This is a genomic window from Paenibacillus sp. P36, from assembly GCF_045866505.1.
In the GTDB taxonomy this organism is placed as follows: domain Bacteria; phylum Bacillota; class Bacilli; order Paenibacillales; family NBRC-103111; genus Paenibacillus_E; species Paenibacillus_E chondroitinus.
Genome location: NZ_AP038372.1, coordinates 6,759,828 through 6,782,468 on the forward strand (window position 1 = coordinate 6,759,828; position 22,641 = coordinate 6,782,468).

16 protein-coding genes are annotated in these 22,641 nt (G+C 45.0%); 5 read left to right on the top strand and 11 right to left on the bottom strand.

The features are described from left to right. Positions 1-187 precede the first annotated feature (187 nt). On the top strand, positions 188-1,090 hold the full coding sequence (locus ACKTT9_RS29895; protein ID WP_407868833.1) for an AraC family transcriptional regulator: 903 nt from the start codon (positions 188-190) through the stop codon (positions 1,088-1,090). Positions 1,091-1,142: 52 nt separating this feature from the next. Here ACKTT9_RS29895 and ACKTT9_RS29900 read toward each other — a convergent pair whose 3' ends face one another. From ACKTT9_RS29900 to ACKTT9_RS29910, 3 genes are all read right to left on the bottom strand, one after another. Then, positions 1,143-2,309: a response regulator gene (locus ACKTT9_RS29900; RefSeq protein ID WP_407868834.1), complete on the bottom strand. Its 1,167-nt coding sequence runs from the start codon at positions 2,307-2,309 to the stop codon at positions 1,143-1,145. Next, positions 2,306-4,114 carry a histidine kinase N-terminal 7TM domain-containing protein gene (locus tag ACKTT9_RS29905; RefSeq protein WP_407868835.1) on the bottom strand — a complete coding sequence of 603 codons (1,809 nt, stop codon included), beginning with the start codon at positions 4,112-4,114 and terminating at the stop codon, positions 2,306-2,308. Before ACKTT9_RS29905 ends, ACKTT9_RS29900 begins: the two co-directional genes overlap by 4 nt. Positions 4,115-4,302: 188 nt before the next feature. Continuing rightward, entirely contained in the window at positions 4,303-9,414 is a 5,112-nt protein-coding gene (locus ACKTT9_RS29910) for an S-layer homology domain-containing protein (protein ID WP_407868836.1), read from the bottom strand. Between the two features lie 207 nt (positions 9,415-9,621). Here ACKTT9_RS29910 and ACKTT9_RS29915 point away from each other — a divergent pair, with 207 nt between their 5' ends. Beyond that, entirely contained in the window at positions 9,622-10,812 is a 1,191-nt protein-coding gene (locus ACKTT9_RS29915; RefSeq protein WP_407868837.1) for an acetyl-CoA carboxylase biotin carboxylase subunit family protein, read from the top strand. Next, complete coding sequence (locus tag ACKTT9_RS29920; RefSeq protein WP_407868838.1) at positions 10,809-11,561, top strand: esterase family protein; 753 nt, start codon at positions 10,809-10,811, stop codon at positions 11,559-11,561. Before ACKTT9_RS29915 ends, ACKTT9_RS29920 begins: the two co-directional genes overlap by 4 nt. A gap of 71 nt (positions 11,562-11,632) precedes the next feature. Here the strand turns inward: ACKTT9_RS29920 and ACKTT9_RS29925 are convergent, their stop codons facing one another. The 7 genes from ACKTT9_RS29925 to ACKTT9_RS29955 form a co-directional block, all read right to left on the bottom strand. Continuing rightward, on the bottom strand, positions 11,633-12,694 hold the full coding sequence (locus ACKTT9_RS29925; protein ID WP_407868839.1) for a Gfo/Idh/MocA family protein: 1,062 nt from the start codon (positions 12,692-12,694) through the stop codon (positions 11,633-11,635). Beyond that, positions 12,691-13,518, bottom strand: coding sequence for a sugar phosphate isomerase/epimerase family protein (locus ACKTT9_RS29930; protein WP_407868840.1), 828 nt, complete (start codon positions 13,516-13,518; stop codon positions 12,691-12,693). The genes ACKTT9_RS29925 and ACKTT9_RS29930 overlap by 4 nt, the downstream gene beginning before the upstream one ends. 60 nt (positions 13,519-13,578) lie before the next feature. Further along, positions 13,579-14,358 (bottom strand): phytanoyl-CoA dioxygenase family protein, encoded by a 780-nt coding sequence (locus ACKTT9_RS29935; protein ID WP_407868841.1) that lies wholly within the window; start codon positions 14,356-14,358, stop codon positions 13,579-13,581. A 39-nt stretch (positions 14,359-14,397) separates the two neighbouring features. After that, entirely contained in the window at positions 14,398-15,279 is an 882-nt protein-coding gene (locus ACKTT9_RS29940; protein ID WP_315952017.1) for a carbohydrate ABC transporter permease, read from the bottom strand. Between the two features lie 12 nt (positions 15,280-15,291). After that, positions 15,292-16,269 (bottom strand): ABC transporter permease, encoded by a 978-nt coding sequence (locus ACKTT9_RS29945; RefSeq protein ID WP_407868842.1) that lies wholly within the window; start codon positions 16,267-16,269, stop codon positions 15,292-15,294. Positions 16,270-16,392: 123 nt separating this feature from the next. Continuing rightward, entirely contained in the window at positions 16,393-18,069 is a 1,677-nt protein-coding gene (locus ACKTT9_RS29950; RefSeq protein ID WP_407868843.1) for an ABC transporter substrate-binding protein, read from the bottom strand. 38 nt (positions 18,070-18,107) lie between these two features. Then, the gene (locus tag ACKTT9_RS29955) at positions 18,108-19,289 is read right to left on the bottom strand and encodes a Gfo/Idh/MocA family protein (RefSeq protein ID WP_407868844.1); all 1,182 of its coding nucleotides are present in this window, start codon (positions 19,287-19,289) and stop codon (positions 18,108-18,110) included. A 361-nt stretch (positions 19,290-19,650) separates the two neighbouring features. Between ACKTT9_RS29955 and ACKTT9_RS29960 the strand changes: the two genes are divergently transcribed. Then, on the top strand, positions 19,651-20,499 hold the full coding sequence (locus ACKTT9_RS29960; RefSeq protein ID WP_407868845.1) for an AraC family transcriptional regulator: 849 nt from the start codon (positions 19,651-19,653) through the stop codon (positions 20,497-20,499). 30 nt (positions 20,500-20,529) lie between these two features. Next, entirely contained in the window at positions 20,530-21,618 is a 1,089-nt protein-coding gene (locus ACKTT9_RS29965; protein ID WP_407868846.1) for a DUF3626 domain-containing protein, read from the top strand. An 80-nt stretch (positions 21,619-21,698) separates the two neighbouring features. On the opposite strand, the gene ACKTT9_RS29970 is transcribed toward ACKTT9_RS29965, so the two are convergent. Further along, positions 21,699-22,640 carry an SPFH domain-containing protein gene (locus ACKTT9_RS29970; protein WP_157318939.1) on the bottom strand — a complete coding sequence of 314 codons (942 nt, stop codon included), beginning with the start codon at positions 22,638-22,640 and terminating at the stop codon, positions 21,699-21,701. Position 22,641: the final 1 nt, after the last annotated feature.

A 22,641-nucleotide genomic window follows, 5' to 3' on the forward strand; every position in this document is an offset into this window, starting at 1 on the left:
GCTCCTTTTATTGAGATTTTCCGAACTTATAAAATAAATAGAGTTTCTTCAAGGTTAGTGCTGCTCAATATTATTGTATCAAGAATATGCCATTTGTTAATTCTTTACCTTTGCAAAAACATACTCTATTTTGATATTCTATAAATAAGAAAATAACGCAGTGAGATGATCTGTGGAGGTCCGAAACATGCAAAAACCGCTTATAAAGAACTTTATTAACGACCACCTCCTACCATTGGACATTGTATTTAAGGACATAAAGACACCAAATCGTGAACTGCCAGAGCATCTACATGATCGCTTTGAATTGGTTTATATTTATAGTGGAAATGGTACGTTTTTCTTAAACCAAATGCTCTATGAGATGAATGAGGGAGACCTCTTCATCATTCCTGGAAATACCGTTCATCAGGCGTTGCCAGATTCCGAATTTCCAATTACCGCCACTGCTGTCTATTTTGATCCGCAACTGATTGGGCATTATGCTGCAGGTGATTCCTTTACGAATAGGCAAGTTTTTGAGCGCGCCCGCAAATATAAGAGCTATAAGCTTGTTGTCCCAGCAGCGATGCGCCCTCAACTCGAAGAAAAACTCAAACACATACATGAAGAATTGGAACGGCACGAAGCCGGTTTTAGATACGCAGTTCAGCTACTTTTAAATAGCCTTCTCATCAGCATTAATCGTTTGATCTTAAAAGAATCCCATCATCAACTGGTCGCGTCCGATATCGGCCCCCCTTGGTTACTGAACATCCTTCAACACTTAGATCAGTTTCACACTGAACCAATTGCTGGACTTTCGTATTTGGCAAAGCACACTTCCGTCTCAGCCGCCCATTTATCCAGGGTGTTTAAGCAACTAACCGGGATGAACATCACCGACTATGTGAATGCCAAGCGAATTTCAACTGCAAAGGAGCTACTTTTAACTACCGACTTAGGCATTGATACGATTGCCCATAATTGCGGTTATGAGAGCTTACCTTATTTTCATAAGTTATTTAAGAAGTTTACCGGCGTTACCCCAGGCGTATATCGAAGAAAAGTAATGAATGAAATTAGCTCCCAATTAGAAAACAAGACATAAAGGTCACTATTCCTCCCTGCCTTCCGCCAAGAATGCCAAAAACCGCGATGCCTCAAGGCTTCGCGGTTTTTGGCTTTTTATCTGTAATTGCACGAACTAGCGAACTGTATAGAACGGTCAACTCTTCAGAAGGGCGAATACCTAGCTCCTGATGAAGCAGCCGAACATAATTCGTATACAGCACGGTCAATCCCTTTTTGTCCCCCGTCATTTCCCGTATCATCATCAAATGGTGGATAACCGACTCATCTAACGGATTGTACTCTTTAAGCTTAAGTAATAACTTTGAAGCGGAGCCTGTATCTCCCGACGAAATCAGTACGGCGACAAGGCGTTTGACGAATGAAGTGTACATTTGATGATAACGTTCCGTTTCGTGAATAGCCCATACATACGCTTTATCGCCAAACAAATCACCTGTATAAAGCCGTTCAACGCTTAGAGCATTTTCCACTTGGCTGGCATCGATTGTGTGCAGTTCTTTCACTTGCGATTCGAACACTACATAATCAATATTAGCGTCCTGCCACTCAAGTGCGTAACCATCGTTCTCTGAACGTATGACCTCGCGCATACCAAGCGGTTCCAGTGACTTGCGCAGTTGGTAAACAGTTGTATTCAAATAGCTTTCCGCACCTGCTTGCTCCACACCGCCAAAAATATCCGTAACCAACTTAGAACGTGGAATACGTCTACCTCGGTAAAGCAGAAGATAGGCAAATAGCTCTGCGCATTTTCGCGAGATCCACTTCACTCGGCCCGTTTCATTGCTTACAACAACGTCTCCGAGCACTGTAATAACAATCGCTTTTCTTTCCTGCGCCGGTGGTACCTGGATCGTTGGCGGATGGAAAGCCCGCCAGTTCTGAAGCGCACGGTGTACGGTTCGCTGCAGCCTCTCTTGAGAAACCGGCTTGACCAGATAGTCGATCACCGAAAGTTCATAAGCTTCTAGGGCGAAATCCTTGTGAGAGGTGACGAACACAATTTGAACCGGAGAGCCGGCGTTTCCTAACCTTGCAGCGAATTCCATCCCATTCTCACCTTTCATGGAGATATCAACGAATGCGAGGCCTATATCCGTATGCTCTTGTAAAAAGAAGGCAGCAGATTTCGTATCCGTGAAGGCGCCGACAACATGAACCTCTGGCAGCTTATGCAACATTTTGCTCAAAATTACATGCATTGTCGCGTCATCATCTACCAAAATAACTTTCATGCCTCTTCGCCTTCCTTCCGATCGTCAATGACATCCATCCCGTCTCTTGAACGGTGTAAAGTAAAGAAAAACGTCGTTCCCACTCCCGGCACGCTGTCAAACCACAGATTTCCTCCATGAATCGCAATAAATTCACGAGTTAACATAAGCCCAAATCTGGCATGCCCTGCACCTTGTTCGGGGTCCGGCACTTTGATAAATGTATCGTCACGGCGCAGCATGTCCACTGTCTCTTCGTCCATTCCTTCTCCATTATCGCGTATGGTCACAACAATCTTATCCTTGTCCAGTTCAGCCCCAATTTCAATCCATCCACCAATGCCTGTAAACTTGATCGCATTTGATAGCAAGTTCCGCAGAATGAGATCCAGCATCTCTTTATCCGCGCTAACGGTAAACTTCTCGTCAATTTGCTCACTCAGCACAATATGCTTCATTCCTGCCTTCGACTCTGCTAGTAACAGGGCTTGACGAACGACTTGCTGCAAATTCCAGCCTAGCGGTCGAAACACGACATTCCCTTTCTGGTTGCGATACCAGTCGAGCAAATTCTCGACAAGATAGAACGTGTTCTGTACTTGTCCCTGGAGTACTCCGAACAATTCGGCATGCTCATTTTTATCTGCAGCAAGTTCTTCACCAAGCAGTTCGGTTATACTGACCAAGTGCGCAATCGGATCACGAACGTCGTGTGCCACAACCGTAAACATCTTGTCCTTAAACGAATTTAATTCCAAAAGCTGGTTCGCACTCTCACGCAGCCTTGCCTCGTTTTCTTTCAACTCCGTAATATCATTAAAGAGAATCATTTTTCCAATTGGTGTGCCTGAATCATAGATGAACGATACACTGCATTGATAATATGTATTTTTATAGCCATCAGCTTGGGATCTGTAGAATGAGAACCGTTCGTTTCCGTGATGAGAGTCAAGAATGGGTTGAATCAATTCAGGATTGGCTGAGAGAACCTCCCCGACATAGGCAGGGTAATGTTTCGTCAATGTGAGTTCCGGCAGGACGCCTTCGGCCGCTTTGTTGTAACTGACAATTTGATCCTTGTAATCGAGCAGGATAACACCATCTCGGATGGTGTCGAACACTTGAGTCAGCGCAAGCGGTGTAAATCGGAGCAGATTGAATCGCAGAATTCCCCAGGCATAGACGATCCCAGACACTGCGAACCCGAAAGGCGTCAAATCGACCACCATTCCAAACCACAAGGTAATATTGAACAGTAGGGGCACTGCGGCTCCCATGGTCAGTACGATAATTTGCTTGCGAACGATGCTTGAAGACCGCCAATACATCGGGATAAATAGAAAAAATCCGCACAATAATACGAAGTAATTATACAGCGTATGTGCTTTATACCATGGCCCTTTAACTGTTATATACAACGGAAATGAACTAGACTCATTGAAGATATATTGCTCATAAAAAAGGTGATGCCACTCATTGGTCAAATGGGAAAAAAAGACCCCTACAGGGATAACGAAAAGTGCCAGCGCAAGGCGTTTTCGGTAACGCGAAGCCGTCCCAGAGAACTGAATAACCTGGAAGAGCCAAAGCGTCGTGACGAATGGAATGCCCACATATTCGATTTGAAGCGAAAGCTTAACTTCATATAAGTTGCGGCTTAACAACTCGAAAGCATAACCAGTTGCGTACCAAGCCGCTCCTATCATAATCAGAATCATCGTTCTAGCGACTGGTAAATGCCGTTGCTGATAGGACAGAAACGCAACGTATATCATGAATCCCGCTGCCAAAAAAAGCAGTACGGACAACCATTGAACTGTGCTCACTGCAGCGTCTCTCCTCACTATGGAACTGCCATGCGGGTCAGCCCTAAGTAAACCTCCTTTTCAATATACATGCTTATTCATCGAGTATCTACCCTTCTCCCTTAACATTTCGTCGACTAGTAGGCCCAAGAACTTGAGGATATAAAATAAAAAAGCCGCATCACATGCGACTTTTTCTGTAACCATATTTATTTAATAAAATGCACGTACTGTAAGAACCTTTTCAGTATAACTGCTGCCTGCGCCCTCGTTACATACTCCGTCGGGGCAAAACGTCCGTCTTCCATCCCATTCATAATGCCGACTTCCGAAGCTCGGACTGCTGCTTCTTGCGCCCATGAAGATATGGATTCTCGATCCGTGAAAGCGTCTAGGCGACCTCCCTTTTGCCCTTGCCCTTTGCTGCCAGTTCCATGGCTGGTCAAGGTTAAGGCGCTCGCGATCACAACGGCCATTTCTTCGCGGGTAATCGGGGCATTGGGAGCAAAAAGGCCGGTACCGACGCCGCTAACCAAGCCACTAGCCACTGCCGTATCTACTGTAGATGCATACCATGCAGATGCAGGGACATCCGCAAAACCGGCACTGCCTCCGCTCTCCTTCACGGATAGCCCTAGCCCGCGAACGAGCAAAGCTGAGAATTCCGCTCGTGTGATGGTTCCCTCTGGCGCGAAACGGTCGGCCGCCACGCCGTTCACCAACAACTTGGACGCCAGATACTCCACATCCGCTTTCGCCCAGTGATCTTTTAAGTCAGCGAACGTTCGTGCTTGCACTTCTACAACTGTGTACATGCTATTATGCGGCACGTTCAAAATCGCTTCTGTTGTGCCATCTGGACCGATTTCCATCTGCGCGGGAACAAAAACGACAGTACCGCTTGCCGGGATATACTGAACGGCAACCAGGTTACGGTTCATGTTCTCTCGCTCCAACTTAAGGGTCCGAATCGCGTACGATCCGCCAAAGTCATGCACCTCCAACGTTTGCCCTTTTGCTTCTGCCGTCACTTTGTAGTCAATGACGTCGGAGAAAACAACAAAACCTTGTGAAACTCCAATCCGATTAATCTCTTGTCGAACATTCTCGCCGACCTGCTCCTGTAGGATGTTCACGTTCAAATCCGATAGTTCCGTGTTGAGACGCTCCGCCAAGCCGGTCAGATCGATCGCGCTTATCCGCAATTGATAGCTGGAGTCGTTCAGCCTCACCTCGATAATTGCATTAGGATAAGCTTGGGCCACATGCGCAATCCAGTCAGCCGGAAACTGTGTTTGTACCGCTTGCTCCCGATTGCCAATTTGAATGCTGACAAACGGTTCCTTCGCATCTTTCAAGAGTTCCAGTACCCTCTCCCTCGTCCGTTCGGGGAAAATGACCTGTTCGACCATCGTGCCGTCTGAACGTGTGATCTTTTGGATGTCGGAAGGATCGACAAGAGCGGTAATCCCGCCGTTCATATTTATCTTCACGGTCGTCCCAGTCGGCACAGTCGTCCCCAATGTAATCGGTCCATTGCCATTATCCGATGAAGACGGGATTGAGATCCCAGTAACAGTGATGGTTTTTACTGTTTCATTGCCTGCTTTGTCTAGGGCATATACGGTATAGTCGCCGTTGGCCGTAATCGTGAATTGAGATGCGGCCAAAATATCGGTTCCTTTCGTTCCCCTAGCAAAGTCAGCCTCGTTAAGGCTTCCAGGCAGCCAACGGAGCTCTGTCAGCGTATTTCCCGCAGTCACACCGTACACACTTGCGGTTACGCTGATAGCGTTACTTGCCGAACCGTTCAATGCAGCCGTCAGGGCAACATCGGGCGGTATCGCCACGATACGTATTCCGCTCGCGTCTGGTGCTACGTAATTCAGCGAAGCCGCAAGTCCGTTGGAGGTGCGAACAATGCTTGCACCGTTCGGGAGGTCCAATGAAGCGGCGACTTTAATTCCGTCAACATCCGCGAGCCCTGCCGGAATTTCGTACTCGAAAGTAAGTTTTGTCAATGCTGTGCCGCGCTCTCCTGTATACGGGGCGTATACCGTCTGATATACCGTCTGAGTGACGGAATCATCTCCAATCATGATTGGAACGGTGGGTGTCCCACTCACGGTTACTTCGTATCCGTAAAATACCGTAAAGCGAAGCGTGTCGTTTGTTCCATACAAATCATTGGCCGATGCGGTTAACACCACCCCCACCCAAGAGGCTTCAAATACCGCCAAAGCTTCGTGCAAACTGACAGTGGCTTCATCCAATCGAGTCTGAGATTGATTCTTCGCATCGTCGGCAATAGCCTGCGCTGCATCTATCGCGGTCTGCAAGGCATCGCGGTCTTTTGCCGAAGTTTGCCCTACATCCGTGCCTTCTGGATGACTCGTCAACGCCTGCTGCGCTGCCGTGATCGCCGTGCCCAGCGCCGTCGGAATGCCCGCCTGTATAACAGCGGCATTAAACACTTGAACCGCCGAGTTTAACTGGTTAACGGCCGTATCCAGTTGATCCTGCGTGTAGTTGCTCGCGTTATTGAGTATCTGCTGCGCTGCATTGGACGCTGTCTGCAGTGCGGTGCGCGCTACTGCCGAAGTTTGCCCCACGTTCACCCCTTCCGGATGATCCGTCAACGCCTGCTGTGCTGCTGTAATCGCCGCACCCAGTGCTGTTGGAATGCCCGCTTGTATAACTGCGGCATTAAACACTTGAACCGCCGAGTTTAACTGGTTGACGGCCGTATCCAATTGATCCTGCGTGTAGTTGCTCGCGTTAGCGAGTATCTGCTGCGCTGCATCTATCGCGGTCTGCAGAGTAGTGCGGTCTCCTGCCGAAGTCTGCCCTACATCCGTACCTTCTGGATGATTCGTCAACGCCTGCTGTGCTGCTGTAATCGCCGCGCCCAGCGCCGTCGGAATGCCCGCCTGTATAACGGCAGCATTAAATACTTGAACCGCCGAGTTTAACTGGTTAACGGCGGTATCCAGTTGATCCTGTGTGTAATTGCCCGCGTTATTGAGTATCTGCTGCGCTGCATTGGACGCGGTCTGCAGTGCGGTACGCGTTACTGCCGAAGTCTGTCCTACATCCGTACCTTCCGGATGATCCGTCAACGCCTGCTGCGCCACCATGATTGCCGCGCCGAGGGCCGTCGGAATGCCCGCCTGTATAACAGAGGCATTAAACACCTGAACCGCCGAGTTTAACTGGTTAACGGCGGTATCCAATTGATCCTGCGTGTAATTGCTCGCGTTATCGAGTACCTGCTGCGCTGCATTGGACGCTGTCTGCAGTGCGGTGCGCGCTACTGCCGAAGTTTGCCCCACGTTCACCCCTTCCGGATGATCCGTCAACGCCTGCTGTGCTGCTGTAATCGCCGCACCCAGTGCTGTTGGAATGCCCGCTTGTATAACTGCGGCATTAAACACTTGAACCGCCGAGTTTAACTGGTTGACGGCCGTATCCAATTGATCCTGCGTGTAGTTGCTCGCGTTAGCGAGTATCTGCTGCGCTGCATCTATCGCGGTCTGCAGAGTAGTGCGGTCTCCTGCCGAAGTCTGCCCTACATCCGTACCTTCTGGATGATTCGTCAACGCCTGCTGTGCTGCTGTAATCGCCGCGCCCAGCGCCGTCGGAATGCCCGCCTGTATAACAGCGGCATTAAACACTTGAACCGCCGAGTTTAACTGGTTTACGGCCGTATCCAGTTGATCCTGCGTGTAATTGCTCGCGTTATCGAGTACCTGCTGCGCCGTATCCTTCGCAGTTTCCAGTGCGGCGCGCGCTCCCGCCGACGCCTGCCCCACGTTCACTCCTTGCGGATGATCCGTCAACGCCTGCTGCGCCGCTGTGATCGCTGCGCCCAGCGCTGTCGGAATGCCCGCTTGGATAACAGCGGCATTAAACACTTGAACCGCCGAGTTTAACTGGTTTACGGCCGTATCCAGTTGATCCTGCGTGTAATTGCCCGCATTATCTAGTATCTGCTGCGCCGCATTGGACGCTGTCTGCAGTGTGGTGCGCGCTCCCGCTGACGCCTGCCCCACATTCACCCCTTGCGGATGATCCGTCAACGCCTGCTGTGCCGCCGTGATCGCCACGCCCAGCGCTGCAGGATTGCCAGCTGAGATGATTACGTCTTCGAATGTATCTATCGCCATTTCCAAATGTGCCACAGCCACATCTAATTCGCTTTGAAGATATTGGGCAGCTTGATTGAAAATTTGCTGGGCTGCAGTGATCGCGTTTTGCAAAGCGCTGCGGTCTGCCGCCGAAGTTTGTCCCACGTTCACCCCTTGCGGATGATTCGTCATCGCCTGCTGTGCCGCCGTGATCGCCGCCGCCAACGCTGCGGGATTGCCGGCCTGGATAATGTCCGCATTGAATGCCGCAATGGAAGAAGTCAGAGGTATTGCGGCGTTTGCCAGGTCGGAAGCGCTGGTCGCATTCCCGATTCCGTCGATAAAAAGCTTAGCTGTGTCATAGGCTGCAGACAAGTTGTTGTACGTATTGGCCGGTACTTGTCCTACTCCGGTGCCCGCCAGATGACTTTTCAACAACGACTTGGCGCTAGCGACCGCTTGAAACAAAGTTGTTCCGTCCACAAACGTATGTCCGTTGCTTGACGCATAGGCAGATACGGGTGAATTCGCAATTCCGAATATTTTCAGATTGCCTGGATTACTTGCAAATACGCCTGTCCCAAAAGTTGTTGCATCGCCTAACACCGTTATGCTTGTCAAGTTATTATTATAAAATGAGCTGCTGTCGACTTTCGTTACACCTGCTGGGATGACTAGTTTCGTAATGTGATTGGTGTCGAAAGCTCCACCGTTAATCGTCTTCAAATTTTCCGACAATTTAATAGATGTCAAATTATTCATATAAAAAGAATAGTTTCCGATCATCGTCACACTATCTGGAAATACGACGGAAGTCAGCGGATTGTTTTCGAATGCGCTGGCGCCGATTGTTAACAAGCTGTCAGGAAGGTCTATGGAAGTGAGGCTAGTATAACGGAATCCATACGTTTGAATGACCTTCACGCTGCTCGGAATCACGACGCTCGTAATTTTAGGTTTGCCCGTACCGTATGTATCAAATGCTGATCTCCCGATCTCGGTTACCGTCGTCCCCGCATACGCAGCGGGAATAACCACGTTCAGATCCGTACCCTTGTAGTCCGTAACCGTGGCGCCATTGGAACCGACTGTAAAAGTAAAATCGCTCTCAGCTGCATACACAGGTCGAATCTGCGAAAATGAAGTCCCAAACACAAATAATACAATGAATAGGGATAAGACTAATTTTTTCATGGTTTGCTCCTTTAATATAACGGTTTCTGCAACTAGACATTCGCTATCATTCATTGTAAATAAGGCTAATGAAAGAATAATGAAAGAATCATTACGATTTCGCTGTCATTACTTCCATAAAGCACTAATCTTTACAATTGATTTTCTTGAAAACATGGAAATGTCAGGATAAGATTTTAGATAATAGGAGTCAGGAGGGACAAATAAATGAACTTTATTTTCTTTTCGCCGAATTATCCAAAGTATTGCACGGAATTTTGCTTTCAATTGAAAAAATGCGGAGTGAATGTCCTTGGCATTAGCGATGTGGATTATTACCTGCTTGACGAGAAGCTGCAGTATTCGATGACTGAGTATATCAAAGTAGATCGTCTGGAAGATTATGATGAAGTTCTGCGCGCGGTCGGTTACTATACCCATAAATATGGAGAAATTGATCGTTTCGAATCCCTTAACGAGCATTGGCTAGAGCTTGATGCGCACATTCGAACGGATTTCAACATTTTCGGGACAAAGCTCGATTTCATTTCCAATTTGAAACAAAAATCGAAGATGGAAAAGTTTTTCAAAAAAAGCGGTGTCGAGTCCATACGCTCCATAACGAAATTCGATCGTGCGAAGGCAAAGAAATTTATTGCAAAAATCGGCGGCTATCCCGTCGTTGTAAAACCGAATATAGGCGTGGGAGCGAACATGACTTACAAAATCACGAGCGAGTCGGATCTTGAGCATTTCTTGCAGACCAAACCGCCAGAAGTCGAATTTATCATGCAAGAGCATATAGACGGCGTACTGCAAACCTACGATGGTCTTGTCAACAAAGATGGAGAAATCCTATTTGCTGCAAGCCACGAATTTCCGCATAGCATCATGGAATCCGTAAATGCTGGAAATCATTTTAGCTACTATTGTCTAAAGGAAGTAAGCGGGGAAATTGAAGAGGCAGGTAGAAAAATCATCCACACCTATGGGATCAGAGAACGCTTTTTTCATCTAGAGTTTTTCAAATCGAATAGGGATGGAAATATTATTGCGCTTGAAGTCAATATGAGGCCGCCCGGTTCGTGGATGACGGATGCGATCAATTACACTTACGACATCGACATCTACGAACTATGGGCGAATATGGTAGTTAATAATCAGGTGGAAGGACCTTTTGTAGGGAAGTATTATACCGGGTTTGCCAGCCACAAAAACCACCTCCCCTACGCCCATGGGCACGAAGAGATCATGCAGCGATATCACCATCAGATTGTTCATCACTTCAGCATTGAGGATGTACAAAGTCAGTCTAGGGGAAATTATGCGTATTTATTTCGCTCAAAGGACTTTAATGAAGTGAAACGAATTGAAGCTTTTATCCATGCAGTAGAAAACAAAGTCGAGGTGTATGCATGAAAGTAACCTATCACAAGGTATATAGTGATAACTTGCATAGGGATATGGAGTACAAAACTTACGGACATCAAGGGAAGCCCGTTCTTGTTTTTCCCACCTCCTGCGGGCGGTTTTATCAATATGAAGATTCCGGTATGATCGGCACGTTGGAAAGTTATATTGATCAAGGGCAAATTCAAGTCTGGACATGCGACAGCATGGACGAAGAGACATTTTATGCCAAGAACTCGACGACCGATGAGAAAATGAAACGCTATGACCAATATGATGCCTATGTGAAAAATGAGCTCATTCCTTCTATTCTGCATCAAAGCAAGGAGAATAACGGAGGACAAACGCAAAAGATTTTGGCGACTGGATGCTCGTTGGGGGCTTATCACAGTGCCAATATGTTTTTCCGGCACCCACAATATTTTGACAGTTTAATTGCTTTAAGCGGTTTGTATTCGACCAATCGTTTTTTTGGAGAAGAGGTTCCTCCTTCAGCTTATTACCACTCTCCACTTCACTATTTGAAAAACTTGGAAGACGATTTCTATCTGAATCATTACAGGAACAGCAAAATCATCATTTGCACAGGCCAAGGCGCTTATGAAGATTTAATGCGATCGGAGACGCAGAAGCTCTTGGAAGTGCTGCAGGAGAAACACATCCCAGCAAACGTGGAATTTTGGGGGCACGATGTCAATCATGATTGGTACTGGTGGAAGAAGCAAATCTTGTACTACATGAATTGGTGCTTAAGTTAATCCAGTAGTTAAAAAGGCTGCCAATTTGCCGGCAGCCTTTTGTCGTTTTATTTCATTCTTATATTTTACAATTATAGTGAATTTTGTCTATGACATTCTTCCATAACAGCAATTTGCTGGCGCACTTGTGACGGTGTAATTTCCAGTTCTTTCCCATGTACGATCGTATTATAAATCATGTTATAGAAGTTTTGGGCCATCGAAGGAAATACATCTTTCCCCTGTTCGGCGGGGATGTCCCAGCTCTCCTCGTACCACTTTAGTTGTTCACGGCAGTAAGCCGGCTCATTTTTTTCGTTGACCATAGGCGTTGTCACTAATTTCAGTTCTCCCGCTTCCTCTTGTTTGAAATATTTCCAGTCCAGATGGGTTGTGCTCCCTTTGATTCCGCCTCTAGTCCCTTGGACATTATAGGTAAAACTCGGATATGCGCAGCAGGAGGAAATTTCTATATCAATGACGGGACGCCCGTGGCCATGCAGGATGATCTTTACATAGTCCTCGGCGTCTCCAGCCGTATTCGCGCGATCCATCATAGAAGTGATATGCGGCATTTCCTCGCTTCCGAAAAATTGGAGGGCTTGATCTACCGGATGTGGACCCGTATTTAAGAGATTGCCTCCATCATTCGCTTTTAAAGTCTGCCAATCCCATCTTCTTGCAAAATTGTTGTAGGCAATACTGACCTGAACCACGCGTCCTATCACGCCGGATTTGATAATTTCCTGCACTTGGCGATAAGCGGGTGCGTACCTGGACTGCTGAAAAATAGCAAGCAATTTCCCTGTTTTCTTCGCCGTATCCATCAAAATATCAACCTCATGTGCCGTTCGGGCAAGCGGTTTCTCAGACAGGACATGAAATCCGCTTTCCATAATTTCTTTAGAAATCGTGAAATGAAAATGGCTGGGCGAAACATTTACAATTAAATCAATATCGTTTCTCTTGAACAAATCACGGTAATCACGGTAAACCTCACAATTCAACTCTTTTTTGGCTCTCTCCAACCGCTCCTCCAACATGTCAGCTACTGCAACAATTTCATATTGCTCCTTCATCTGACTTAAGGAATTGGCATGTATATCACGACCGCTGCGTCCTTGTCCTATGATGGCAACTCTAATCTTTTTCATATCGTTACCTCCGATATTAACTTGCGCATGTATTGTACATATTGGGGAAAGGCAATTTCCGGATTTTCCAATTCAGGATGCCATTTTTTCTCCCATTCTAGGGTGAAATAACCTTGATAGCCTTCACGAATTAATAGCTTGTAAATGTCTTTCAGCGGTATATCTCCATCTCCGGTTAAACAGTATTGGAAATCTTCTCCTGCGGTTGCTCCGGCACGTGAATCCTTCACATGTGTGTACTCGATCCATTTCCCCAGTGTCTTCCAAGTTTCCTCAGGCTGCTCTCCTACCATACGATAAGGATGGTGTACATCCCACAGTACCCCGACGGCTTCCGTATCCACCTGCTCCAACACCTTTTTCATATTTATGCATGAAATCCAATCATCATGTGTTTCAATTAAAAGCTTAACACCGTGTGCCTTTGCGATTTTTGCCATTTCGCTTACATGCTGAGCGACCTGCTCAACAGCCATTTCCCGGCTAACAGCATCGCTAATTTTACCGCCAAACACACGAATGTAGCGTGTCCCGAAAATACGGCAAAGCTTCGAAAATTCCCTAATCTCCTGCATATTCTTCTCGAAGTTTTCAGCTGAGAATAAATGGACGGAGCTGGAGAAACAAGATACATGCAGACCGGCATCCGTGATTTTACGAAGTGTTTGTTCAACCTGCTCAGAAAACTCCGGAAGCTTGTAAATATTCATTTCACCAGTTAAGCCTCTAAAATCAATTGCATCAAATCCATATTCAGTCGCGTTGGAAATAATTTTGTCTAAAGGCCACTCGGGACACCCTAACGTGGTAAAAGATAATTTCATATAGGTTCACTCCAATTTGTTCACATATTTTAGACTTCTTTTCCATCCTATTGTCAGCTATCAAATTTCCAGTAATGTTCCTTCATATTTATAGTTTCTAAATCTCGGATTTATGCCGTGAAGCATCAACCCCTGTCCCCAGTTTACATGTTTATCATTCGTCGGCTGATCCTCGGGATCACGAACCTGGACAAGTATATTTCTACGCGTCCGGTCGCTGCGGTTGATCGGTGAGCCATGAATCGTTAAATAGTTAAAAAATAAGACGTCCCCGGATTCAGCGACACAAGGAATTCCGCTCTCAATAGGATATTCTTTATGATTCAAATAATAGCTTCCTACATGTGGTAATGGCCCCTGTTTATGCGATCCCGGAATAACATGCAAACAACCGTTTTCCTCATTCGTATGATCCAAATGGATGCTGGCGAGCATCATGCTGTGCTTGCTGTGCGGGAAATACGGATAATCCTGATGCATGGGGAAGGCTGCCCCCTTCTCTGGAGGTTTGACCATCATCTTGGTATGATGCAGTTGCACATTATCGCCAATCAATTGGGTGAAAATCGTGATCAAATTCCTTTGCGTGATCATGCGCATAAACTGGGCGTCATGATATTGAACATCATGGAAGCCTTTAAGCACCAGCTTCTTTAATTCTTCCGGCGGCAGGTAGTCTCCAGCCCAAGCATGGCTCCGGTCAAATTTAGATGCAGCCGCCCTCTTCAAGAATGTTTCTACCGATTCACGGAACGTTTCAACTTCCTCTGTGTCATAGACACCTTTTACAAGTAAGTAACCATTCTCATGATAAAACTTCACTTGATCTTCAGAGATCATGCCAATCCCTCGTTTCAACTTTAATAAGGGCCTATTTGATCAACCCTTCACAGCGCCTACCAAAACCCCTTTGGTAAAGTATTTTTGCAAGAAAGGATACACGGCAATGATAGGTAATGTGGCGATAATGATCGTACAATATTTAATAATTTCGCTAACCGCTTCTTTATCGCTCCCACCGGAACCGGTAATCATACTGTCGGTACTGCTGTTTATCAAAATCTCACGTAAGAAGAGCTGTAAAGGATAAGCATCTCGATCTCGTAAATAAATCATGGCGCTGAACCACGAGTTCCAATGGGCCACAGCGTAAAACAAAATCATAACGGCGATCACGGCTTGCGATAAAGGCATCACAATTCGAAACAAGATCGTTAGATCATTGGCTCCGTCAATACGAGCGGATTCTTCCAAACTATCCGGAATCGCCGCAAACGAGGTTCTCATGATGATCAAATTATAGGTGCTGATCGCCCCTGGTAGAATGAGTGCCCACATCGTGTCAAACATGCCGAGACTTTTTACAAGCAAATAGTTTGGAATCAAGCCTCCGCTAAAAAACATCGTAAACACAATCATCATCATGATGGAATCCCGCAGCATGACACCTTTTCTCGATAATACATAGGCACCGATCGAGGTAATCACTACGTTGATACTTGTTCCCACTACAACATAAATTAACGTATTGGTGTAACCCGTGATGATATTGGGATTCTTAAAAACACTGATGTAGCCGTCTACATTAAAACCCAATGGCCAGAGCAGCAAACCGGAATGACTCGCTAAACTAGAGGGGTTGCTTAAGGACGCCATAGTAACATATAGAAATGGATAAAGTGTAATTAAAGCTAGAAACAGCAAGAAGCATATATTAAAAAAACCGAAAATCGCTTCGGCCTTGCTTCGCTTTAGATTCATCGTCATCCCTCCCTACCAAAGACTGGTTTCATTGACTTTTTTACTGATTTTGTTGGTAGCTACCAAGAGCGCAAAATTGATCACCGAGTTAAATAAGCCAACGGCTGCGCTGAAGCTGTAGTTTGCTTCCAGAATCCCTTTACGGTATACATAAGTTGAAATCACATCTGAAGTTTCGTAAGTAACGGGATTGTATAACAGGAAGATTTTATCAAATCCGACGTTCATCATGCTTCCCATTCTTAAAATAAACAAAATGATGATGGTGGGCATAATTCCCGGCAGTGTAACATGCAGCATTTGCTTAAAACGTCCCGCCCCGTCAATCGTCGCAGCTTCATACAAGTCCTGATCGATGCCGGCTAAAGCAGCCAAATAGATAATCGAGCCCCAACCCACTTCCTGCCAAATATTAGAGCTCACATAGATGGTTCGGAATAATCCGGGTTCAAGCAGCATCGTTATTCTTTCCATTCCCATGAAGGCGAGTAAATCATTAATAATCCCGTTTCTTGCCGTAAAATCTACAATTAAACCGCATAAAACCAGAACCGAGATAAAATGCGGTAAATACGTCACCGATTGCACAAACCTTTTAAAAACATCATTCCTTCGTACTTCGTTTAATAGCAAGGCCAAAATGATTGGCGCCGGAAAACCAAAAATAATGTTATATACACTAATTAAAAGGGTATTCGTAAGAATTCTTCCGAAATAAACATCGTTGAAAAAATCGGTAAAATGCTGCATTCCCACCCAAGTGCTGCCCCAAATTCCCTTCATTGGGGAGAAATCTTTAAAAGCAATCGAGGCTCCATACATAGGAATATATTGAAAAATAATATAGTAAGCGACCACGGGTAAGGCCATGAAATAAATGATTCTGTTTTTATACAAGTCTCTTCGAAGTCTATGGACAAAGCTGCTTTGCTTCGTCGTCTGATAGACACTTCTGGCATGCGCCGCCTCACCAACCGTCACATTCTCCATCGTTTGTCCCCTTTGAGTGAAGAAATTCGCGCAGCGGGCATCCAGCACTGATCTAACTTTTGGAGGCGATCAAGTGCTGGCGCTCTGGCTGCTAGCCAATCCAAATCTGGTCAACGTTAAGGCTTATTGCCTTGCCATGTATCTGTCATATGCGGCTTGCTGAATTTTGATCGCATCTTCGATTCCCATAGCTTTTAATTTGCTCATATAATTATCAAACTCACTAAGAGGGACTTGTCCCATAATCATTTTAGAGAATATCTCATCCCTATACGTATTAACCGCAGAAGTAATGGAGGCCATTTTGGTTGATTCCTCAATGGTTGGCGTTACGCCCGGCGGCATGGTTCTGTCGTAGGAGCCTGCTTTCCATAAGCCAATAATTTGCTGTTGTTCAGGTAAAGCCATGCGCTGCTGCCAAATTTCAGGTGTCATGATAAAGGCCAGACCGCCGGAACCTCGGGAATATTTAGATAACGCCTCATCAATCGACAAGCCCTGTGGATTATTCGTAATCTCTGGAAGCAATTGAGGCGAACCGTTCACCATCTTGTAGCTCTCGCCTTCAATACCGAAGGTATTGAGCAGTGATCCTTCCGGGCTGTAGCCATAGTCCAGCCACATCGCAGCTTCCTTCGCATATTTACTTTTTGCGGATATCGCAACACCGCCGCCACTGGCAACCTTAATTTCATCAACATTGAAATTATAGGATTTCGTGCCTGTAACATAAGGCGGAACCGTTCCTGATAATTTTACCGACGGATCTTTCGCTTTCATCAATTGAACGAATCTGCCGAATGTTCCTGATGTCGATCCCGTCCATGAGCCTGCACGGTTACCCATAACTTTGGTATCGAATTGTTTGGCATCCGTAATTCCAAAATCAGGGTCGATCAAGCCTTCTTTATACCACTTTGCTAAGGTTGTTAGCGCTTCCTTATACTCCGGCGTGTAAGGTCCATATTTGACTTTATCGCCGTCATGATAAAACCCGTAGTTAATCCCCCATGCTCTGACCCAGTTCTGCAGGTCCCCTGCTCCCTTAGGTGCCAAAGGAATTTCGTCATTTTTACCGCTGCCGCTAGGATTTTTCGTTTTGAACGCTTTTAGCACTTCATACCAATCGTCAATCGTTTCAGGTGACTTTAAATTCAGTTTTTCCAACCAGTCCTGGCGGATCTGCCATCCAAAAGTCTGAAAAGCAGGATTCGGATTCGGGTTTACTTTTGCATATTGATTCGGCGATTGGGCCTCGGGATAAACATAGATCGTACCATCGTCTGTACGCAGCTGTTTATTCGCTTTAGGGTCGGAGTTCATAAATGCTTTAAGATTGGGAGAGTACTTATCTACCAAATCATTCAGCGGCAAAATGACGCCATCCTTGATCGCTTTATTGGGCCCGCCGTTATAATCGCCTATCCAGTTATAATAAATCAGATCAGGTAAATCGCCCGACGCGACCATAAGGTTAAACTGTTCTTTGATCGCTGCCCCATCCATAGATGCAGGATGAATGAACTCGATATGAATCCCTGTCCTTTTTTCCAATTCTTTAAACACAGCGATTTCATTATAGTTTTTCATCGTTGCCGCTACTTTGGCATCCATGGGCACAAACATTTTTAAAGTGATAGGCTTATTAACGATAGGAAGCGGGATTGAAGATAAACTTGCTTCATTTTTTTCTGACGTACTTGATTGCTTCGTAGCATTAGAGGTGCACCCCGTTAATACACTTGCGAATAATACAACAGAAAGAGATAAAGCTGAAACCATGCCAAGTTTCCCCTTCATTGATCGTTCCCCCTAGACATTTTGTGAGTTGATAAGACCTAACCCTGGGAATAGCTGATATCCATAAAAACATCCTGTCTCACTGTCTTCTTGTATTTGGAGCTTCGGATCAGTTCGTCCAGCTTCTTCTCGTATTCGTCGGCATCCAAAGGCAGCCTGATGGTTTGATCTTTGAACGAAGAAAGCATAATCGCGTTCGCAAGGGTTAGTCCATTGATTCCCTCAGGACCGTGTGCGATAAGCTCCCCGCCGCCATTTTGTATCGCCTCGATAAATTTCTCTGTCACAACTTGATGCCCTGTAGGCACATTCACGTTCACAGGAATTTCCGTGTACCAATTTTCAACATTGCCCATCCTGCTTTGCGATTCTTTGATAAAACGAAGCATCGACTCACGGGTGCGATAAAAAACAATTTGATTATCCTCATAAACCAATTTTCCGTACTCCCCCACGATCTCCATCCGGTTGGATCCAGGTGTTTCAGCGGTAGTCACGATAAAATGGCCAACCATCCCGTTCTCGTGCTCAAAGTAGGCCGTCACTTCGTCTTCCACTTCGATATCATGATATTTCCCAATATGTGCAAAACCGTTGATCCGTGACGGAAGACCGAATAACCACTGGTAGAGATCCAGATTATGCGGACATTGGTTGGTCAAAATTCCTCCGCCTTCTCCAGCCCAAGTTGCACGCCATTCACCGCTATCGTAGTAAAGCTGGGATCGGAACCATTTGGTATTAATCCAGGTCGCTCTGATTAATTTACCCAGCTCGCCGCCATCAAGAATGTCTTTGATCTTTTTATGGTGAGGGTAGGTTCTTTCTTGAAACATAATGCCAAACATTAGATTGGGATGGTGTTCCTTGGCGCTTTCATAAGCGTCAATCGTTTTTTGTGCATCATTGACATGCACCGCAATAGGTTTCTCACATAGAACATGGATGCCCTTATGGAACGCATCAATCGATATAGGCGTATGATCGTAATGGGGAACGGCTATTAATACAGCCTCTATCTCCGATTTCTCAAAAAGCTCCGTATGGCTGTAATAGGCCTTGGTTTGGTACAGAGCTGCTGCTTTATCAGCCTTTTCATGTACAACATCACAAACGGCTACGACTTCAACTGTCTCCATCCGTGTCAAATACTTGAGATGGCTGCTTCCCATTCCGCCTAAACCAATTACACCTAATTTCACTTTTCTTTTTGGACTCAACCAATACCCCTCCCCGTATATTAAAGTGCAGTTAAGCCTGACCGCAGGAAGAAAAACGAAGAATAAAGCGTTTTCTTTTGCTATTCTAAAATAATACTCGAAATAAGTCATAGTTTTTTGTGATTAAAATATCGTTTTTTGTGCAGGAATGGCTACTTGATTCCCTTGACGGTAGTCTGTAAAATAGTTTTGTATAAACTTCTTTAATATGGAAGTGTAGGAAAGGTTGGGGAGCACCGGAGTTTATAGAACATCAGATTGATTGCGGTCATTATTTCACCGACTGTCGCTGGATTGTAACCAGCATCAGTAACACTACAATTCACCTGAATCTTCAGGTATTTAAAGTGAGGTAATATGGATGAACTTAGCTTATGAAAGTATAGACGAATGCATCCGTTATGAACGTAGAATCTATAATCCCAATAAATGTAATGTTAACTTTCATTTGCACGAAGAGTTTGAGATTTACTTTTTAATCTCAGGTGATGTGAACTACTTCGTTGAAAAGAACATGTATCCAATTAAATTTGGCGATGTCATGATTACAAATAATCAAGAAATCCATAAACCTTCCTTCAAAAACGATAACGTATACGAACGAATAACGTTACAGTTTACACCACATATCGTTCGCAAATTTAATTCTCCAAGTCTCGACCTTCTAAGCTGTTTTCTAAACAAACCTAAAGGCCAACAAAATAAGATTACGCTTCAACCTAGCCAAATCAATGAATTTCTACGTCTTTTTAATCAAATTGAGAATCTTAAACCCCATGCCGGCTATAAGATTTTAAAGCTTAATTATCTCATTGAATTGCTAGTCTTGATCAATATTATATTCAAAGACGTTAATCGTTCGGACAACCTTTCTTCTATGCCGGAATTATTAACTTCTCTATTAGACTACATTGATATGAATTTGGAAAAGGATCTCACCCTTGAATCTCTTTCTACTAAGTTTTATGTGGATCGATTCTATATGGGGAGAGTTTTCAAGAAATATATCGGTAGTAACATCCATGAATATATTCTTTTCAAACGAATATCCAAAGCTAAACAGATTCTCTTGGAAGGCTATAGCGTCACAGATACCTGCGAACTGTGTGGATTTAATGATTATTCTAATTTTTTGAAAATGTTTAAACGCACCGTTGGCATCTCTCCCGGCAAATATAAGGGGAATTTAGGTAATATGGATATTGATTAATCTGTTCGAAGAGGAGCGACTACTATATCCATGAAATTATCAAATTCACAATTATTGGCTTTAGAGCATATTACAGAGTACGCAAAAAGCCACAAAGATGAAGCTGAGCAGGCAATGAAGGAAATTATTCAAATGTCTAATATCGCGTCTAAACCATTTGAAGAAGCTGTCGCCAAACTCAAGGCGCACGCAAAAATTGCCCTGCATTTTCATCCAGACAGACCGGATCCGACGATGAAAAGCGTTGCCGAGGCCCTGCTTGAGCAAGGAATTTATAAGAGCCAATTTGAAACATTATTATCAAATGGTAGTGTATCCGCTTACCCTGGCGGTCAACGCGACCTTTGGGAAAAAAAGATCTTTGGAGGCGCCTATCAACGAATGGGCTCAACCAATAGCCAGCGTCCCAAGTATGGCGCACTGGATTTGATGTTACATCCCGATGGTCCAGCACCGCGTTTCGGATCTTGCTATTTCCTTCTATCCCCGGAGGTCTCACATCGTAGTACATTCACTTATTTAGATTCTCATCAAGACCCAAAGGAAAAAGGTACTTATGAGGAGTTCGATATCATTATGGCCGCTCTCCTGAAAGAGGCATTCTTAAGAGATTTTGCTATCGGGGAAAAAAATCTGACACCACAGAAATTAATCAATCATCTGTCGGTTAATTTAGAGAGGCCATTCTCTGACCCAGGAACCAAAGAGCCTAGCCGCAATCTTAACCATTATATTGAGGCCCAGATACATGGAGATATTTCACTTAAGGAAGACGTGGAAGTGCTCGTTGCAGATCCTTCATTTAAAGGTACTCCTACGGGCCGGACTCTGGAGCAAATATGCCTCAAGTATTCAATTGATCTCTATTGGCATATGGGCTTTGCGCTTTTGGCAAACGAAGTTCCCTCCGATTTTAGAGGTCCCTCGATGCCTTCCTTGGCCAAACGTATTGCACGAAATGATTATATCGATGTGAGCATGATTGGATCGGCTGTAATGGACTTGAAACGCAATCCCGCTGCTTGGAGCGATCGCGGAACCTATAAAGAAGTACTTCAAGAGTTGAAACTTATGTGGCATGTTCTAGTGAGATATGGAAAGCCACTTTCGAAGTTTTAAACTATACTTAATGGCAAAAGAAAGAAGAGACAGCCGTTAGACGAGGCTGTCTCTTTTCACTGTATCAGAACTGGGCCGTTTTATTGATCACTATTTTTATCTAATTTAAATACTTTGGCAATCGCTCCAACTGAGCCTAATGTACTAACTACATCCGTTGGGATGAAGATGGTTGATGCTGCTCCATTGGCCATCTCGGAAAGTGCCTCAAAAGACTTGTAAGTAAGGATCTCCGAATTTAGACCGGCTTCATTTAGTGCTTCTATGCGTGAACGCTCTGCATTCGCAACAAGCTTAATAGCTTCTGCACGTCCTAAAGCTTCTAGTTCCTGGGACTTTTGCTTGGCTTCAGCGTCAAGAATTTGACGTCGTTTCTCCGCTTCCGCTGCAAGTATAACAGCGGACTGCTGCGCTTCTGCACGAAGAACGGTGGCTTGTTTTTCACCTTCTGCCTGTAAGATATTCGCCCGTTTTTCTCGTTCAGCTCTCATTTGTTTTTCCATGGAAGTTTGGATATCAATTGGAATCTCCAGTTGTAAAATTTCCACCCGATCAATTCTCACTCCCCAGTTCTCCGAAGCATTATCCAGGGCTTGACGCAGTTCAGCCTGAATGCGGTCGCGATTCGAAAGAATTTCATCAAGTTCCATTTTACCAATCGTGGAGCGTAAAGCCGAAGCAACAATATTATGAATGCCTTGCACATAATTGGCTATGCCATATGTAGCTAATTTAGGATCAACCACGGAGAAGAATGTTGCAAGCTCGACGCCAATGGCCACGTTATCTTTGGTAATAACGGATTGGGAAGGAACTTTCTCCTGCTGAATTCTTAAATCATGCCGACTGCGAACATTATCAATAATGGGGATGATGATGTTAATACCTGCATGCAGTGTTTTATAAAACTTCCCTACTCTTTCAACAATCGCTACGGTTTGTTGAGGAACAATCCTAATCCCTTTAATGATAACAACAACAATGAGAATAATAAGAAAAAGAAAGACGATAACCCCTACCATA

What these genes read in the sequence shown, in the direction of transcription:
- ACKTT9_RS29965 (WP_407868846.1), top strand. Translation starts at nt 20,530, where the DNA reads ATGAAATTATCAAATTCACAATTATTGGCTTTAGAGCATATTACAGAG.
- ACKTT9_RS29925 (WP_407868839.1), bottom strand. Translation starts at nt 12,694, where the DNA reads ATGAAAAAGATTAGAGTTGCCATCATAGGACAAGGACGCAGCGGTCGT.
- ACKTT9_RS29910 (WP_407868836.1), bottom strand. Translation starts at nt 9,414, where the DNA reads ATGAAAAAATTAGTCTTATCCCTATTCATTGTATTATTTGTGTTTGGG.
- ACKTT9_RS29960 (WP_407868845.1), top strand. Translation starts at nt 19,651, where the DNA reads ATGAACTTAGCTTATGAAAGTATAGACGAATGCATCCGTTATGAACGT.
- ACKTT9_RS29930 (WP_407868840.1), bottom strand. Translation starts at nt 13,518, where the DNA reads ATGAAATTATCTTTTACCACGTTAGGGTGTCCCGAGTGGCCTTTAGAC.
- ACKTT9_RS29935 (WP_407868841.1), bottom strand. Translation starts at nt 14,358, where the DNA reads ATGATCTCTGAAGATCAAGTGAAGTTTTATCATGAGAATGGTTACTTA.
- ACKTT9_RS29970 (WP_157318939.1), bottom strand. Translation starts at nt 22,640, where the DNA reads ATGGTAGGGGTTATCGTCTTTCTTTTTCTTATTATTCTCATTGTTGTT.
- ACKTT9_RS29940 (WP_315952017.1), bottom strand. Translation starts at nt 15,279, where the DNA reads ATGAATCTAAAGCGAAGCAAGGCCGAAGCGATTTTCGGTTTTTTTAAT.
- ACKTT9_RS29945 (WP_407868842.1), bottom strand. Translation starts at nt 16,269, where the DNA reads ATGGAGAATGTGACGGTTGGTGAGGCGGCGCATGCCAGAAGTGTCTAT.
- ACKTT9_RS29920 (WP_407868838.1), top strand. Translation starts at nt 10,809, where the DNA reads ATGAAAGTAACCTATCACAAGGTATATAGTGATAACTTGCATAGGGAT.
- ACKTT9_RS29915 (WP_407868837.1), top strand. Translation starts at nt 9,622, where the DNA reads ATGAACTTTATTTTCTTTTCGCCGAATTATCCAAAGTATTGCACGGAA.
- ACKTT9_RS29950 (WP_407868843.1), bottom strand. Translation starts at nt 18,069, where the DNA reads ATGAAGGGGAAACTTGGCATGGTTTCAGCTTTATCTCTTTCTGTTGTA.
- ACKTT9_RS29895 (WP_407868833.1), top strand. Translation starts at nt 188, where the DNA reads ATGCAAAAACCGCTTATAAAGAACTTTATTAACGACCACCTCCTACCA.
- ACKTT9_RS29900 (WP_407868834.1), bottom strand. Translation starts at nt 2,309, where the DNA reads ATGAAAGTTATTTTGGTAGATGATGACGCGACAATGCATGTAATTTTG.